The organism is Streptomyces sp. NPDC006739, assembly GCF_042869815.1.
GTDB lineage: Bacteria > Actinomycetota > Actinomycetes > Streptomycetales > Streptomycetaceae > Streptomyces.
This window is the reverse complement of sequence record NZ_JBIAGM010000004.1, coordinates 1-15347: the sequence shown is the minus strand read 5'-3', so window position 1 is coordinate 15347 and position 15347 is coordinate 1. Positions and strand designations below refer to the sequence as shown.

Annotated in this window: 15 protein-coding genes and 1 tRNA gene; 4 read left to right on the top strand and 12 right to left on the bottom strand. The window is 68.5% G+C overall.

Annotated features, from left to right (window positions below; all coding sequences use genetic code 11):
* Positions 1–130: 130 nt before the first annotated feature.
* From ACFYMM_RS09865 to ACFYMM_RS09855, 3 genes are all read right to left on the bottom strand, one after another.
* The gene (locus ACFYMM_RS09865) at positions 131–1093 is read right to left on the bottom strand and encodes a DUF5926 family protein (RefSeq protein WP_388385323.1); all 963 of its coding nucleotides are present in this window, start codon (positions 1091–1093) and stop codon (positions 131–133) included.
* Between the two features lie 218 nt (positions 1094–1311).
* A complete protein-coding gene (locus tag ACFYMM_RS09860) occupies positions 1312–1950 on the bottom strand; it encodes an ATP-binding protein (protein ID WP_388385322.1) in 639 nt (212 codons plus the stop codon).
* A 234-nt stretch (positions 1951–2184) separates the two neighbouring features.
* Positions 2185–3012 (bottom strand): glycerophosphodiester phosphodiesterase, encoded by an 828-nt coding sequence (locus ACFYMM_RS09855; RefSeq protein WP_388385321.1) that lies wholly within the window; start codon positions 3010–3012, stop codon positions 2185–2187.
* Positions 3013–3300: 288 nt separating this feature from the next.
* Between ACFYMM_RS09855 and ACFYMM_RS09850 the strand changes: the two genes are divergently transcribed.
* The 3 genes from ACFYMM_RS09850 to ACFYMM_RS09840 all read left to right on the top strand — a co-directional run bounded on the left by ACFYMM_RS09850 (position 3301) and on the right by ACFYMM_RS09840 (position 5359).
* On the top strand, positions 3301–4803 hold the full coding sequence (locus ACFYMM_RS09850; protein WP_388385320.1) for a S1C family serine protease: 1503 nt from the start codon (positions 3301–3303) through the stop codon (positions 4801–4803).
* Between the two features lie 66 nt (positions 4804–4869).
* Positions 4870–4956: transfer RNA gene (locus tag ACFYMM_RS09845), tRNA-Ser, on the top strand.
* Positions 4957–5236: 280 nt separating this feature from the next.
* Complete coding sequence (locus ACFYMM_RS09840) at positions 5237–5359, top strand: hypothetical protein (RefSeq protein ID WP_388385319.1); 123 nt, start codon at positions 5237–5239, stop codon at positions 5357–5359.
* Positions 5360–5362: 3 nt separating this feature from the next.
* Here the strand turns inward: ACFYMM_RS09840 and ACFYMM_RS09835 are convergent, their stop codons facing one another.
* From ACFYMM_RS09835 to ACFYMM_RS09800, 8 genes are all read right to left on the bottom strand, one after another.
* On the bottom strand, positions 5363–6703 hold the full coding sequence (locus tag ACFYMM_RS09835; RefSeq protein WP_388385318.1) for a VanZ family protein: 1341 nt from the start codon (positions 6701–6703) through the stop codon (positions 5363–5365).
* Positions 6704–6783: 80 nt separating this feature from the next.
* On the bottom strand, positions 6784–7182 hold the full coding sequence (locus tag ACFYMM_RS09830) for a hypothetical protein (protein ID WP_388385317.1): 399 nt from the start codon (positions 7180–7182) through the stop codon (positions 6784–6786).
* 346 nt (positions 7183–7528) lie between these two features.
* Entirely contained in the window at positions 7529–8923 is a 1395-nt protein-coding gene (locus ACFYMM_RS09825) for a tyrosine-type recombinase/integrase (RefSeq protein ID WP_388385316.1), read from the bottom strand.
* Entirely contained in the window at positions 8917–9129 is a 213-nt protein-coding gene (locus tag ACFYMM_RS09820; protein ID WP_388385780.1) for a helix-turn-helix transcriptional regulator, read from the bottom strand. The genes ACFYMM_RS09825 and ACFYMM_RS09820 overlap by 7 nt, the downstream gene beginning before the upstream one ends.
* On the bottom strand, positions 9120–10577 hold the full coding sequence (locus ACFYMM_RS09815; protein WP_388385315.1) for a replication initiator: 1458 nt from the start codon (positions 10575–10577) through the stop codon (positions 9120–9122). Before ACFYMM_RS09815 ends, ACFYMM_RS09820 begins: the two co-directional genes overlap by 10 nt.
* A 151-nt stretch (positions 10578–10728) precedes the next feature.
* Positions 10729–11490 (bottom strand): DUF2637 domain-containing protein, encoded by a 762-nt coding sequence (locus tag ACFYMM_RS09810; protein ID WP_388385314.1) that lies wholly within the window; start codon positions 11488–11490, stop codon positions 10729–10731.
* A gap of 42 nt (positions 11491–11532) precedes the next feature.
* Positions 11533–12912, bottom strand: coding sequence for a cell division protein FtsK (locus tag ACFYMM_RS09805; RefSeq protein WP_388385779.1), 1380 nt, complete (start codon positions 12910–12912; stop codon positions 11533–11535).
* 301 nt (positions 12913–13213) lie between these two features.
* Positions 13214–13573, bottom strand: a complete 360-nt coding sequence (locus tag ACFYMM_RS09800; protein WP_388385313.1) for a hypothetical protein — start codon at positions 13571–13573, stop codon at positions 13214–13216.
* A gap of 189 nt (positions 13574–13762) precedes the next feature.
* Here ACFYMM_RS09800 and ACFYMM_RS09795 point away from each other — a divergent pair, with 189 nt between their 5' ends.
* The gene (locus ACFYMM_RS09795) at positions 13763–14176 is read left to right on the top strand and encodes a GntR family transcriptional regulator (RefSeq protein ID WP_388385312.1); all 414 of its coding nucleotides are present in this window, start codon (positions 13763–13765) and stop codon (positions 14174–14176) included.
* Here the strand turns inward: ACFYMM_RS09795 and ACFYMM_RS09790 are convergent.
* Positions 14145–14546 carry a hypothetical protein gene (locus ACFYMM_RS09790; protein WP_388385311.1) on the bottom strand — a complete coding sequence of 134 codons (402 nt, stop codon included), beginning with the start codon at positions 14544–14546 and terminating at the stop codon, positions 14145–14147. The genes ACFYMM_RS09795 and ACFYMM_RS09790 overlap by 32 nt on opposite strands.
* Positions 14547–15347: the final 801 nt, after the last annotated feature.

The following is a 15347-nucleotide window of genomic DNA, read 5'->3' as shown; positions in this document are numbered from 1 at the left end:
TCGTGGGTGGTTCTTTCCCCCCCCGTGTTGGGGGGGGGGGGGGGGCGCGCGGCCCGGCGCCCCCGCGGGGGGGGGGGGGGGGGGCCGCCCCCCCCGCCCCCCCCCCCCCGACCCCTTGATCCGCCGCGTGTCAGCTGAGCGTGACCTGTCGGTTGGTCAGGCCGCCGCGCGCCCTCCGCTCGTCGCCCGTGAGCGGCTCCTGCGAGGCCAGCGCGGCGGAGAGCCGCTCGGCGAACTCGGCGGCCGGCTTCTCCACGTCGTCCGCGCCGACCCCGCTCGGCAGGTCCCAGACCGGGACGGTGAGGCCGTGGGCACGGAAGGACCCCACGAGCCGGGTGCCCTCACCGAGGCTCGAACGGCCCGCCGCGTGCAGCCGCGCGAGAGCGTCCAGAAGCTGCTCCTCCGGGTGCGGCATGACCCAGCGCAGGTGGTTCTTCTCCGGCGTCTCGCACCAGTACGCCCAGTCGACTCCGGTCAGCCTGGCCGTGGGGATCGCCGCGGCGTTGGCCCGCTCCAGAGAGGCGGCCACCTCCGGGGTGGCGTTCTCCGCGTCCGGGACCCAGAACTCGAAGCCGCTGTGCACCACCGGCTCGAAGGCGCCTTCGGGGTCGATCAGGTCCTGGAGCCGCGGTCCGTCGGCGGGGGCCCGGCGGCCCTGCACCGGTGTGCCGGGCTCGGCGGCGAGGGCGCGCTGGAGGGTGTCGGCGAGGTCGCGGCTGATGTCGCCGGAGGCCGTGTCGTTCTGCAGACCGAGCAGCACCGAGCCGTCGTCACGGCGCAGGGCGGGCCAGGCCATCGGCAGGACCGTGGCCAGCGTGACCGACGGGACGCCCTCGGGCAGGCCGCCCCTGAGGGTCAGCTCCACCGTGGCGGCGGGCACCAGCTCGCGCATCGCCACCCAGTCGCCCTCGCTCGGCAGTCCCTCGAACGGGCGCTGCACCAGCTCGGTCACGGCGTGCGAGGCGGCCCGGCCGTGGCAGGCCTTGTAGCGCCGGCCGCTGCCGCAGGGGCACGGCTCGCGGGCGCCGACAACCGGGATCTCTCCGTCCGTGATCTGCGGCTTGGCCTTCGTCTGGGGTCGCTTCTTGGCCATCGTGGGTGTCTCCCGGTTACGGCTTGTCTGGTACGGCGGGAGCCTAGCCGTTCATGACATCGCGGACGGGGACCTGTGGACAACGAGCCGGTGCGGTCGAGAGTGCCTGTGGACAAGTGGCCTGCAGGGTCTGGAGCGCCCGCACGGTCCGGGCATGCCCGCGCGGTCCGGGATTCGACGCGGCCGACCACGCCGGCGAGCGGGTCAGTCCGAGCGGGTCAGTCCAGGTCGTTGAGGGCGTCCGTGAAGTCCAGGTCGGCCATGGCCGGAACCACCGGGGCCGCGACGCGCGTAGCGAAACCCCCGCGGCGATGCCTGGCGTCCGGATCGTGCACGTCCTCGTGGACCACGACCCACACGGTCACCTCCCCACGGGTGTCGTCCCGCACACCCCAGTCGTCGGCGAGCGCGGTGATGATGTTCAGCCCGCGGCCGCCGTGCGCGGTGACCGACGGTGTCGCCGGAGCCGGGCGGGTCGGGCCGCCGCCGTCAGTCACCTCGACGATCAGCCGGCCACGCGCGTCCACCCGCCATGCGGCACGCACGTCGCCGTCCCCGGCGAGCGCGTCGCCCAACGGTCGCCCGTGTTTGCACGCATTACTCAAAAGTTCGGAAAGGATCAGTACGGCATCATCGATGACCGATTCTGATACGCCACCGTTGCGCAACTGATCACGCATCCGGTGCCTGGCCTTCCCCACGCCCGCAGGGCCATGGGGTACGGCCATGCTCGAAGACGTGGGCACCTCCTGTGCCACCACCAACGCCACCCCCGAGACCTCCTTTGCCCCACGCCACGGTGTGGATGCCCCATTGGCCTGTACCGGAAACCGGCCAATCCCTCTCCGGAGACGCATTCGGAACGATCGAACACGGACCGAACGCGCCGGAGCACTCCCTGTGACGGGGCTGTCTCTGTTGGCTGCCGTGTGGCTGGATTTCATTGGTGTGGCCGAGAGTGGAGCATGCGCGAGACGGGCACCGGGGTCAAGAGGTCCGGACCGTTCCTTACACGGATCTTGCCGACATCCGACCTCGGCGGCCCCTGCCCTGCCGACCTCGGCGGCCTCTGTCCTGCCGGCCTCGGCGGCTCAGCGGCCGAGCCGGTGCAGTACCGCGCGCGGGCGGTTGGTGATGATGGCGTCGATGCCGAGATCGGCGCAGAGGTCGACGTCCTCGGGCTCGTTCACCGTCCACACGTGCACCTGGTTGCCGGCCCGCTTCAGCCGCTCGATGTAGGCGGGGTGGTTGCGCACGATGCGGATCGAGGGGCCCGCGATCCGGACGCCCGCGGGCAGCCGGCCGTCGCGCAGCCGGGGGGAGAGGAACTGCATCAGGTAGACCGTCGGCAGGGTCGGCGAGACCGTCCGCACCCGGTGCAGCGAGCGTGCCGAGAAGCTCATCACGCGGACCGGCGACTCGTCGGCGGAGAGCGGGGCGTCCAGTCCGAACCGCTTCAGGAGCAGCAGCAGCCGCTCCTCGACCTGGCCGGCCCAGCGCGTGGGGTGCTTGGTCTCGATGGCCAGCTCCACCCGCCGCCCGGCGTCCGCGACCAGCTCCAGCAGCCGCTCCAGGGTGAGCACGGAGGTGTCCGCGCGGTCCTCGGGCCGGAACTCCCAGTCGGGTTCCTCGTCCCGGCCGCGCCAGGACTCCCGGGTCTTCCAGGAGCCGAAGTCGAGCGTGGCGAGATCAGCCAGCTCCAGGGCCGAGACCGCGCCGCGGCCGTTGGAGGTACGGTTCACCCGGCGGTCGTGGACGCAGACCAGGTGGCCGTCGGCGGTGAGCCGGATGTCGCACTCCAGGGCGTCGGCGCCGTCCTCGATCGCCTTCTTGTAGGCGGCCAGAGTGTGCTCCGGGGCCTCTTCGGAGGCTCCCCGGTGTGCGACGACCTGAATGTGCTGCTGTCGTGCGTGGGTCACCGCGTCATGGTGCCACCGTCGCGGGGTACACGGGGCGGCACGGGGGGTCCGTGCGACGAACGGCGGCATGCCCTCTGCTCTGATACGGGGCTTTTGTCGGACAAGTCCTATGTAAAGATTGGCCGTGAACCCACAGCCACCACTTATGGTGCTCTGACGGCCCGTGGGAAAAGCTGACGTCATACAGATGCACATGCACAGCTGAAGCGCGCCCGGACCGTACACCAGCGTGATTGAGCGTGACCGAGTGCGACCGAGAACAAAAGCCGTGGATCGAGGAGAAGAGCTGTGAGCACCGAGAACGAGGGCAACGAGGTACCCCAGGCCCCGTCCGCACCTCCCGTGCCGGTGGCCTCTCCCACTGCCTCCCCGCAGACACCGGCGCCCGACGGGGGCGCGCCGACGACTCCGATCCCGCCGGCGCCCGGTGGTGCCCCCGGCGCGCCGGAGCAGGGCATGGCGCCCCCCGCGTACGCCCAGGCGGGCCCGTCGGACGGCCACCAGGCCTCCGGCCCCGCTCCCGACGGCTCCTGGCCGCCTCCGCCCCCCGCGACGCCGTCCTACGGCGACAGCGGCGCCGGAGCGGGCGGAGCCGCCGGTGCCGGCGGCTGGGGCGGCGGTGGCGGTGACGCCTGGGGCTCGTCGTACCAGCAGCCCGCGCCCAGGGCGAACGGCGGGCGGGGCGGCCTGGTGGCCGCGGTCCTGGTGGCCGCGCTGGTCGCGGGCGGCCTGGGTGGTGGCCTCGGCTACACCCTGGCCAAGAACAACGACGACCGCGGTTCCACCACGGTCTCCTCCTCCAGCAGCGCCACGCAGGTCAAGCGTGCCCCCGGCACGATCGCCAACGTGGCCGCCAAGGCGCTGCCGAGCACGGTCACCATCGAGGCGGAGAGCACCAATGGGCAGGGCGGCACCGGCACCGGGTTCGTCTTCGACACCCAGGGCCACATCGTCACCAACAACCACGTGGTGGCCGACGCGGTGGACGGCGGCAAGCTGACCGCCACCTTCCCGAACGGCAGGAAGTACGACGCCGAGATCGTCGGCCACGCGCAGGGCTACGACGTCGCCGTCATCAAGCTCAAGAATGCCCCCTCCGATCTCCAGCCCCTCGCCCTCGGCGACTCCGACAAGGTGGCCGTCGGCGACGAGACGATCGCCATCGGCGCCCCCTTCGGCCTGTCCAACACGGTCACCGCGGGCATCATCAGCGCGAAGAACCGCCCGGTGGCCTCCAGCGACGGCAGTTCCACCAGCAAGGCGTCCTACATGAGCGCCCTGCAGACCGACGCCTCCATCAACCCGGGCAACTCCGGTGGACCGCTGCTCGACGCCAGCGGCGCGGTCATCGGCATCAACTCGGCCATCCAGTCCACCAGCAGCGGCGGCCTGAGCGGCTCGGGCCAGTCCGGCTCGATCGGCCTGGGCTTCGCCATCCCGATCGACCAGGCCAAGTACGTCGCCCAGCAGCTGATCAAGACCGGCAAGCCGGTGTACGCCAAGATCGGCGCGTCGGTCTCGCTGGAGGACTCCACGGGCGGCGCGAAGATCACCGACCAGGGTGCGGGCGGCTCCGCCGCGGTCGAGTCGGGCGGCCCGGCGGACAAGGCGGGCCTCAAGCCCGGCGACGTCATCACCAAGCTCGACGACAACGTGATCGACTCCGGCCCCACCCTGATCGGTGAGATCTGGACTCACCAGCCCGGCGACAAGGTCCAGATCACCTACAAGCGGGGCGGCCAGGAACACACGGTCGATCTGACCCTCGGCTCCCGCGTCGGAGACAACTGACCTCCACGCACGCGTGCCCACCCGTTACCCTTGTCCCGCGCCGCCGATCACGATCGCCCGGCGCGGGGAGGCGTGCCCGAGCGGCCGAAGGGAACGGTCTTGAAAACCGTCGTGGCAGCGATGTCACCGTGGGTTCAAATCCCACCGCCTCCGCGCAGGTCATAGACGTTGCAGGTCAGAAGGGGTGCCCCTCGGTGGGGGGCACCTCTTCTGCATGGGCCCTGTCTCAGCTTCATCCGGCTGTGCCGCGTTGTGAATCAGTGTGTGTGGACCAGGCGTGGACCAGGAGCCGGCGGATCAGGGCCGGGAATCTGCTGGTCAGCGGCGCTATCTGATCCATGGCGTAGACCGTCCCTGAGACGCTAGGACCTGCGCGTCCTCAACCGGACGGCATTGCGGCCAGGGGAACCTGCCAGGCAGAAAGGCCGCAGCAATGGCTGTGTGGGCAATCGGCTGGACGTATGCCATGGGCGCGGAGCTGACTGACACCGACTTCGACGCCGGCGTGCTGAGCAGTTCCGCGCCCGGCTGGCCGAGCCCGGTGAGGAGCGGATGATTTTTAGTCGGCGCTTGGACCGGTGTCCAGGTTGATCCTGTCGTTGATCTTGCCAGTCACGGCGTCGACAAGGGATGTCCTGGCTTGCGTTGAGGAGCTGCCGGGTCCGCCGTCCTGGACAGCACCGTCCTGGATCACATTCTTGGGGGTGATCAACCAGTACGGGTGCCACCGGCCCAGCTCGTCGCGTGCAGCGAGAAGCACGGACGATGCCACGGGATGACCGTCAAGCGCCACGGCAGCGGCCTTGACAGCCTGGTCCTGGCTGATGCGGACCTTGGGCAGCGCAGGGTCTTGTACGTGACGTGCGGTGAATGACGCGACCTGGCCGCCGGGCCTGATCACTACGTCCATACGCATCGGCATCATCACGTCGTCCTTGTAGCGGCGCCAGGACACGAGTCGTGCCTCGCCGCGGGGTCCGACCGCGCTGATGGACTGCTTTGCCGGAAGTGCCCAGGAGAAGTGGTCGTCGATGAAGCGCTTCGCCACCTTGGCCGCGGCGTCGTCGGATATGTGACCCTGTGCGGGCGCCGCGCCTTCAGGGGCTGGACCGATGATTCCTGACTGCACTTCTCGTGTAGGCCAGTCGATCATCAAGGAGCCCTTGTCGGTGGCGAGCTGCACGGTTCCTGTGCCTCCTGGGCCCGAAGCGAACTGGACCTTCACGACGTGTGCTGTGGACGGCAGGAATTCCTTGGCCGCTTCCAGGGCCGCTTTACGCTGCGGATCGGATGCGTCGTGCGCCCACGCCACATCGGACATGACGGGGGTCACTATGGCGGCGCAAAGCGTGGCGACGGCGATCACGGCGGCGGAGAAGACCTGCACGAACCGTCGGCCAGGCCGGGTGAGGTGGGTGCTGCGGTGCCGACGCCAGAGGATGAGTGCGGCTGCTGCGGTGCCGATGAGTGTGCCGACGGCGTTGGTGATCCAGTCGGTACTGTCGCAGGCGCGGCCCATGCCCGGCGTGATGGCCTGGACCGTTTCGATGCCGGCGGACAGTCCGAGGAACGCGAGTGCGACGGAGATGGGGCGTCTTGTGAGCCAGGTCCAGGCCGCTGCGGCGGGTATGAACAGTGCAATGTTCATGAGCCCCTGGGTGGTGGTGGAACCCAGGAGGGGGTCACGTTCGATGTAGCAGACGTTGTTCGCCGGGGCGTTGAGGGAGAGCGGGTACAGAGTTGCTCCCAGGATCAGCGCGGTCGACATCGCCGCCAGGCAACTCCCGATGAGCGGCTGATGCGTGGTCCTTGCTACGAAGAGACCGATGAGCCCGGCGAGAACGCATACGCCGAGGACGGTGCCCATCAGGGCGTGGTCGTTGAGGAGGGTCTTGATCATGGGTCTCTCGGTGGGAGGGTGGAAAGAGGCATGCCCCCGCCCGGAGAGGGGCAGGGGCAGCTCGATTGTGTTGGCTCGTGTCAGCAGCCGGTGACGGGCGCGTTGTAGAACGTTCCCTGTCCGCTGACGTCCAGGAATCCGACAACGTTCTGGCAGTCGTTGATGTAGACGTTGCTCCACTGGGCAGCCTTGGAGCTCCCGGAGGACTGGCTGAACCAGGAGCCGTAGTGGGTGCTGTTGTGGTAGCTGTAGCCGAACCGGGCACTGATAGTGCCGCCGCCGTCCTTGTCGTACCAGTCTCTGACGTTCAGGTGGGAGAAGTCGGAGCCGGTGCTGAGCTGGGTGTAGAGGTAGCCGTTGCTCAGCGAGGTGCGGGAGGTTGCGTAATCGTAGTTGCCTCCGGCTGCGGCGGCCGGGGCGATGACGCCCAGGCCGATGAGGGTGGCAGCCGTCGCGGTAGCAACGCGTCGAAGCTTCATCGTCTCTCCTGCTTCTAACCATGTCGTGAACATGATGTTGACGGAACGCCGACAACGTAACGGGATGGCTACGCATTGTGCAACGAGATTTGAGGATCATTTGAGGATCCGATTGGGGTTTGGCTGTCTTGAGCCTGTGTGGCCGAAAGTCCCACCTGGGCAATGAACCTGATGTTTGATCAGGTAGCTCAATGCAGTGCATCCCTGCCTCGACCACGTTTCTGCGGGTGCGGCTTGCTGAGCCAGGTTTCGCCGGCGTACGAAGAGACGTCGCCCGCCACTCGTCCCAGTGGCGGGCGACGCGTGTGTAACTCCACCTGCATGATGAGCGGTTAAAGCAACCGGACTACTCCTCGGCTGCCGCCTCCAGAGCCCGCTCGATCTGTTCGTTCGAGCGCTGCTGGTTGCGGTGAATTGCCTTGGCGTAGAAGCGGAACAGAACTGCGATGCTGTGGCCCGCCCGGCGTGCGACTTCTGCAGGGGAGACGCCGGACTCAAGCCATAGCGACACACCCGCATGGCGGAGGGAGTACGGCACGTCAGCCAGCGGGGAGGCCGCTTCCGATTCGGTCAGCACTGCCAGCCGAGCGGCTTTCCAGACCGCCCCGTACTCCTTGGACAGCAGACCGCCGCCCTGAGCGGCACGGAACAGCCGGCCGTCTTCAGCGGTGCCGAACTCCTTGATGTGGTGGCGGATCAGGCACACGAGGACGGGGGGAATGGGCACAGGCCGGGTCGCCTTGCGAGCCCGCTTCTTCAGGCCGCGCGTATCGAACGACTCGCCCGTGTCAGTCCAGCCAGAGCCGACACGGGGCGTGCTCGTCGAGAGCAACACCTCTCCCCAGCCTTCTTCGGGCAAGGTGAAGTCGGCTTCCCGGAGATTGGCAGCCTCCCCAGGGCGGTTGGCCGCGTAGTAGAGGCAGCCGAAGAACGCCATCATGTGTCGTCCACGTGCCCCCTGCTCGCCCACAGCGTCGATCAGCGCCTTGGCCAGCTTTGGGCCGGGGACGAACCGGAAGTCGATCTCGTCGTCAGTTTCGGGCGGGGTCCAGTCGACCTTGTCGAGGGGCAGGGCCGTCAGCAGCTCCCGTTCGACTGCGTACCGAAGGCAGTTACTGAAGACCGTTCGCTTGCGATTCACCGTGTTCTCGGCAGCCACCGTGCCGTCTTGCTTCAGCTTCAGAGCGTCGAGCGCTGTACGCACGACCGAGGGTGTGTTGAGCGCGGTGATGTCGACGGTCTTTCGGCTGATCCAGTCCAACGCCGCCACGATTCCGGCAGGCGGCTCCTCGACGTCGAAACGGGGCTTCAGCTTCCCGTCGTCGCCGAGGACGAAGCGGTAGACCCACGAGTAGAGGGCGATGCGGAGGATCTTCGGAGCCGGAGCCCCACGATTGTCCTTGACCAGCTTCGGCGTGATGGTGGCCAGGGTGTCAGCGATGCTCGCGCGGTGCTTGGCCGAGGCACCGGGCCACTTCATCTCCGCATAGGCACGCGTGTGGGCGTACCACGTGGTGGAGTTCTGCGCCTGTACCTCCGAGGCGGGCAGGCCCGTTTCTGTGTCGAACTGCTCGCGGTTGCGCAGGGCGGTCAGCAGCTCGGAGCGCCGTCCGTCAGCCTGAGCTTTGATCTTGTAGCTCTTGGAGAAGGGGCGCGAGCCGACACGCCACCGGAGCTGATAGGCCGCCGCACGGTTGGGCCGCTTGCGGATGCTCCAGACCTGAACGTCGTAGGTCAGCATGCTTCCAGCACCTCGCAGGCGTCGAACCAGGCGTCGAGGTCGGCCCGGCGTATGCGGATCTGACCGTTGGGGAGCTTCAGGTGCCTGGGGGCCTGGCCCCGAGCGCGCATGCGGTAGAAGGCGGCGCGGGACATCCCGATCTCGGCCAGCGCCTCCCTCAGCTTCAGCGTCTGCCTGTTGGCCTTGGTCGCAGTAGTCACAGCCAGGGGTCTCCTTCGGACTTGACGCGTTCGGCGTGGGTGATGTCGTGGCGGACCTGGGCAGCGAGGAGTTCCTCGCCGGGGCGGTAGCCGGTGGCGAGGTAGGCCCATGAGGAGGCGGTGACGAGGGTGGTCTCGTCGATGGTGGGGACGCCCGCGCGGGCACGGGCGGCTTCGGCTTGGGCGAGGCGCCATGCGCGGCGTACGTCGCGGAGTGCGCCGAGGGTGGTGGAGTAGGCGCGGGATTTGCTGGAGAAGTGGCCGCGGAAGCCGAGCATGTGAGCCCACTTCCAGAGCTTGAGTTCGGCGAACTCCGGCAGGTGGCCGAGGTCCCAGGCGGTACGGATCATCTGGCGTACGTGTCGAGCCACGGGCAGGGCCTTGATGGGTTCGGCCTGTCCTGTGCCGTCGCAGTCGGGGCACCGGTCGTGGAAGCCGTCGGGACCGCGCTGGTATCCGCGTCCGGCGCACGGGCGGCACATCAGGGTGCGGTCCACGGTGCCCGCGCCCTCAGCGTTCTTGGTGGCGTACTTGGCCACGTATCCGGCGACCTTTGAGTCCGTGAGTTCGCCGTCGCCCAGGGCGGTGATGGGGTCGACCTTGAACCGGCGGCCCCAGGCGATGACGCGTTCGCCGATGGAGTCGGATTCGATGGTGAGCCTGGCCTGTTTGACCGCCAGACCCACGGCGGCCTTGAGGGCGTCAAAGGTGGCCCAGGCCGGGGGCGGGGTGGTGTGGCCGTCGGGTCCGTCGAAGCGGATCACGGCGTGGAAGTGGACCAGGCCGCGCTTTTGGTACTCGGCGACCTTGGCGAAGGAGACGCGTAGGGCGGCGTTCAGCGCCTTCTGCGTGATGCCGAAGTGCTTGGCCAGGGCGCGGCGCAGGTAGGTGGTGAAGCGTGCCCAGAGCTGTCCGGCGTGCGCGTTCCAGAGAACGGCCCCGGCGTAGTCGTAGGTGGCCGGGTTCAGGGGGGTGCTCAGGGCCGGGTCGTCGTCGCCGTGCTGGATGCCGCAGCGGCAGCGGCGGGGCTTGCCCGCGCTGTCGGTGTTGCGGTGGACGGGGCCGAAGGAGGGGGCGGTGAGGGTGACGAAGGCGCTGGGGTGGTCGCGGACGGTTTCGGCGACGTTCTTTCCGCCGGACAGTCCGGCCTTGATCAGGTGGTAGGTGTCGGCGGCGTAGACGCGGGAGCAGGCGGGGCAGCGGGAGGCGCGGCGGTTGCCGCAGGTGGTCAGCAGGCGTCCGGTCGGTTCGTCTTCGGAGCGGTAGGAGCGGACCACTTCCTTGGTGGCCGGATCGGTGGTGATCGTCCAGCCGTGGAGGTTAACCGGGCTGGAGCAGCCGCGCAGGTTGCGGACCTGCTCTTGTACGCGGTCGAAGTCGTGAGTGTTGGCCAGTTCGATCAGGTCCCGCAGGCCGGGGCTGATGACGTGCCGCAGGTCGAGGGGGCGGCTCATGAGTGGCGGGGTCTCCTTCCTGGCGCGAGGGTGGGACCTGCGGGCAGCAGCGATTCAGTGCGCTCGGGCTGCTGCCCGCAGGCATGACGGACTGGGCCCAGGGACGGGCTGAGGGTGGGAGATGCCGGGAGGCCGGCGGGGGAGCGGGGCGCTACAGGACGGCGTGGAGTGCGGTGGCCATGGGCAGGCCGATACCGAGCCGCCGCTTGAGCTGGGCCGCCGTGATGCATTCGCCGTGCTCAGCGTGGTGGGAAGCGGCGATGGAGCGTGCTTCGGCGAGCAGCGGCTCGGGCACCTTGACCGCAGGCACAGGCATGGCGGGGGTCGGGGCACTGGGCGCAGCGACCAGGGCGGGTTCCGGCGTGACGGGTGGTGCGGGCGTCGGGGCGGGTTCCGGCGCAGTGGGGGCCGGGGCGTGCTCTCGGGCGGGTTCCGTCTCGGCGACCGAGTCCGGGGCGGGCTCGTAGGTCGGTTCTGTCTCGGCAGCCGGGGCCGGGGCGGTTGCGTCGGTGGTGACCGCGTGGAAAGAGCGCAGGAGCTGCGGGCCGACCGCTCCCCAGCCGAGGAGCAGCACCGGGGCCACGGCGTCCACGGCGGCGCGGCCGTAGTGCTCGGCGACGATGGGTTCGGCGATGTTGAGGGCCAGGGTCAGCAGGCCGGAGACATGCATGAGGCGGGTGGCCGCCTTCATCTGCTCGGGCGGGACGCCCCGCAGGGAGAGGTAGCGCAGGGCGACCAGGAGGCCGACCACGGAGAGATCCACCATGGGGGCGATCAGGGGCGCGATGGGGGCGGGGACGCCCAGGCGCAGGGCCAGGGCCCAGACGTTGCCGAAGGAGAAGACGAACGCCAGGGCGGCGATGATGCCCATGACCACGGTCACGGTGCGCTGTGTGATCCGGTCCTCAGACATTGGATGTTCACCTCCTTTCCGGGTGCTCAGGCGTGTGATGGGTCAGGCCGCCACGGGCGACAAGCCGTCGTCGTCCGGGTCCTCCTTGGTGAGGTCGATGGCAGGGAGCAGGCCGGCCGGGTCGGCGGTCAGGTGGTTGGTGGCGTGCGCGATCTCCTCCGCCCACTCGTCCGGCACGAACGGCGTGCGGATGCGGGTGAAGCCGGGCTGTGACTGGTGGTTCATCGAGGCGACGCCGACATAGGCCGGGTCCTGAAGGTTGATCGGGTTGGCGTCCGGCCACTCCCGGATGTCCTCCCCCAGGGCCGCCACGGCAGCTTCGGCGGTCTTCTGCGCGAAGCTCAGGCCCACGGGGCACACGTCGCGGATGAAGGTCGGGATCGCGTCGCCCGTGCTCTTCTGCGTGGCGAGGATGACGAGGATGCCCACCGAGCGGCCCTTCTTGACCAGGTCTTCCACGAGTCGGGCGTTCTCGGCCGCGAAGGCGGCGAGATCCTTCGACCGCTGGTCCCTGCCCTTGTAGTCGCGGAAGTAGGTGTGCGCCTCATCCACGATCAGCACGACCAGCGGCCACTTCTCGGACGGGCCCACGTCCCACATGGACTTCGCCCCGAGCACCGCCTGAACCATCGCGTGGCGCTTGCGCCGCAGGTCCACCAGCCGCTGGAACAGCTTGTTGGCCTCTTCGAGGTCATCGCCGACGAAGGCGAACATGCGCTGTACCCAGGCGTAGTAGTCACCCTCATACGCGGCGGACACCTTGCCGTCCGCGCAGGCGAACTGAACCCACGGCGCGGGCGCCCAGTCCGACAGAAGCCGGTTGATCAGCGACGTCTTGCCCTTGCCGGGAAGGCCGGCCACGGTCACGCCAGGCACCTGCCACAGGTCGACGGACACCGGCTGTGCGTACTCGTCCACGCCCAGCTCCCACCGGGCCACCTCCTCCGGCACCGTGCCCGTGGGACGGTGCTCGGTAGGGAACTTCAACGGATCGAGCCGCACCCCCCGGATGACAACCGATCCCGGCTCGTCCTGGGTGACCGCCACGCGCGTGCACCGCCAGGCGTCCGCCAGATGCGGGGCTGCTTTTTGGTACTGCTCCAGGCCGACGCCGGGCAGGCAGCCCGCCCGCGCGATCACCCCGTACGCGTCATGCGTGACCTTCAGCGTAGGGACCAGGACGCGGGGCTTGACGGGCTTGCCGTCCGTGTTCGCCAGCGAGGCCAGCGCGGTCGGCATCTTGTCCGTGGCGCACAGCTTCAGCATCTGTGCGAGCCGCCTCCAGGTCCGCCGCACCCGCACGGCCTGCCGGATGGACTGCCGGGTCATCGCATCGGCCCGCAGGTAGCGGACCACCCACCACACCGCCCACACGGCGACGGCAGCCAGGCCCACGCCGACCAGGAGCGGGGCGTAGCCCATCACCTGACCTACATCGTTCAGCGTCACTTTGCTTTCTTCCTCTCATTCTGGCTCGGATCGCTCGGCAAGGGGGCCGCGAGGATCAGGCAGATCTCCGCGCGCTGGACCGCGTCAGCGGGTGGAAACCCGTGGCGCTCCCACATCTCCGCGACGAGGCGAACCCGGTTGTCGTGATCGGCCAGGCTCAGGCACGTCTCCGCCTGGCGGAGGGCCGAAGCGGGCGGGCATCCAGCGCGTTCCCACACCGCCGCGACGCTCCGAAGTCGAAGGTCGCGGCGGCAACGGGTGCGGTCGAGGCTGCTCACGCCGCGTCAGCGGCCGGGGCGGCGCCGCCGACCAGGTCCAGGCGCTCAGCGCGGTAGGCGATGCCGTCCGAGAGCTGACCGTTGAAGATCCGGGCCCACGGGGTGGCGAACAGCTCCACCGGCATGACCGGCATGCCCGGCTTGAGGCCGTTGGGAAGACCGGTCTCCGGGACGGTGATCTTCATGGCCTCGGCGCGGTCGTCCTCCATGAAGAAGAGAGTGACCACGAACAGCTTCGCGCCGGTTTCACGGTCCACGGCGAACTGCGTCTTCTCCTGGTCCGCGTACTTCGGCACCGGCAGGTTGCCGACCATGAACGACGCGGACGGGAGCAGGCCAACACGGATACGGGCCATGGGTGTTACGTCCTTTCGGTAGGTGCTCCGCCGGGGGTGGCGAAGCGAGATCAACAGTGCACCACCCGCACTGGGTCCGTCAAGCGCTTAGCGCACATCGCACATGTGGCGGAGTGATCACATGCGGAAAATCGGAGGTGCAACAGGGTCTTACTGCGGTAGACGGGCCAGGCCCGCTACTCTCGGGCTATGAAGCTGCCCAAGGATTCCGACACACCGCCATACCGTCTGGTTGCCGAGGAGCTACGGCGGCAGATCCGCTCCGGCCGCCTCAAGCCGGGCGAGCGGGTTCCTTCGTCACGTGACCTGGAAGCGACCTACGAGATCGCGAACATGACCGCGCGTTCCGCCCTGCGCATGCTGCGCGACGAAGGGCTGATCCACACCATGCCCGGCCGGGGCAACTTCGTCGCGGATCCCCTGCCAGAGGCCGACCCGAAGGCCGGCCATCCCGAGGCGGCAAGCGGCGGGCAGATGCCCACGCCGGAATACGTCGAGCTGTCGGAGCGACTGGATGCCATAAGCGCCAGGCTGGACACTCTGTTCCAGGTCTTCGGCCAGCTCGGCGGCGTCACCGAGGCGAAGAAGTCACCGAAGAAGTAGCGCGGGCGTTTGTGAGGACCCGACGCACCAGATCTTCCAGCCGCGTCACCTTGTCCTCCACTTCCTTGATCTTCGCCGCGATCAGTGCTGCCTCGTGCTTGTTCATTTCCACCCGTTCGTTGTCGTGCCGCTGTTGCGTGTCGAGTTCAGCCAACCGCCGGGGGCGTGCCCGAAGGCTTGCCCAGCGGTCATCCACCTCCGGATCAGGGCTTGCCCGTGCCGCTCGGCAAGCCGTCATCGCGGCTGTTGAGACAGGTCTACCGGCCGAACCGGACAGGTGCGAGGTGCACGGCCCCGCGCTCCCGTCGGGCGGGTAACAACCTTCTTTCACGTCCCGCCGTGCGGGCCCGCTGCTTTTCTGCGCGCTCATTCCGCTTGTCCTTCCGGTCGTCCAGGCAGTGCATCAATGGTCTGGAGAAACGCCGGTTTGGCTAACCGGCGATCGTCGGCTATGTTCCGCCGCCCCGTTTCGAGCGACGCCCATAGAGGTCGATTTCTCGGGTGGCGTGTGACCCTGAACAGTTGTGACGCCGATCGCTCTTCCTGTCTCTTTCCTGCATAGCTCCGCCGGACCTTCCGGCGCATGGGCAGCCGATCACGTAAAGCGGACACCTCCACCGGGACGAGCGATCACCTGCCTTCACTTACAACAGGTTCAGAAAAGCGCCACGGTGTGACGCCGCCCTTTCGTGACCTGCATCACACATCACCGGGCATTCGTGATCTCAGCCCATCACTCACCCCCGACCACGCCGCCGACCATGGAGGGGCGACCAAGGTCACGAGCGCATAACGTCCGTGCGCATCGCCAAACGGACAGCACGTCGAACCGACCAGACCACCGACCACCAAGGCACCTCCAGGGTCACGAATGCATAACGGGATCTGCCGTAAGCCACTGGCTTTTCCGCAGGCCGCAACCATGCATTGGCCAACCTGTGGATATTTTCCACCGACCGCCAGAACAAATCGGCAGCAATACGTCCGTAAGTGTCCATAAAGGTGGGGAAGTTGCGGAACGGATTAGGAGGCGGGGTCAGCGCATGGCCGTATGACCGGCCAGGAGCCCAGCGCAGCGTGTCGGATCCCAGCTGATGCCTGACGTTTCTGTCCCGGGTGATGCTTGACGGTGGGCCTAGACAACGTAGGGAGCCCCGTGGGGCTTGTTCGC